This is a genomic window from Cellulomonas sp. P4_H12 (genome assembly GCF_056400905.1).
Genome location: NZ_JBFUKJ010000140.1, coordinates 1 through 536 on the forward strand (window position 1 = coordinate 1; position 536 = coordinate 536).

A 536-nucleotide genomic window follows, 5' to 3' on the forward strand; every position below is an offset into this window, starting at 1 on the left:
CTCTCGGCGGGCTGATCGGCGCCGAAACCGTGGTGCTCACGATCCAGAACGGTTTGGGCTCGGCCGACGAGGTCGCCCGGCACGTGGGGGCGGACCGGCTCGCGGTGGGCATCGCCAGCGGTTTCGGTGCGTCACTGGTCGCCCCCGGCCGGGTGCACCACAACGCGATGCGGGCGATGCGCTTCGGCGCCTACGCCGATCTCGCGTTCGCGACTGTCGACCGGGTCGCCGAGGCCTGGCGGTCGGCGGGGTTCGACGCCCGGGCGGTCGACGACATCGCTGCCATGCAGTGGGAGAAGCTGATCTGCAACGTCGCCTACAGTGCCCCGTGCGCGCTGACCGGCCTCACGGTGGGGGAGGTACTCGACCACGAGGAAATGGGCCCGGTGAGCCGGGCGGCCGCGACTGAGGCGTGGGAGATCGCCAAGGCCCGCGGAATTGCCGTTGACGTGGACGATCCGGTCGCGTTCGTGCGCGACTTCGGGGCCCAGATGCCTGCGGCGAAGCCGTCGGCGTTACTCGATCACGAGGCGGGG

At 71.3% G+C, this 536-nt stretch carries 1 protein-coding gene; it reads left to right on the forward strand.

The genetic code is table 11. The features are described from left to right. On the forward strand, positions 1 to 536 hold a 536-nt coding region (locus tag AC1DQC_RS20210), incomplete at both ends, for a ketopantoate reductase family protein (RefSeq protein WP_477053008.1).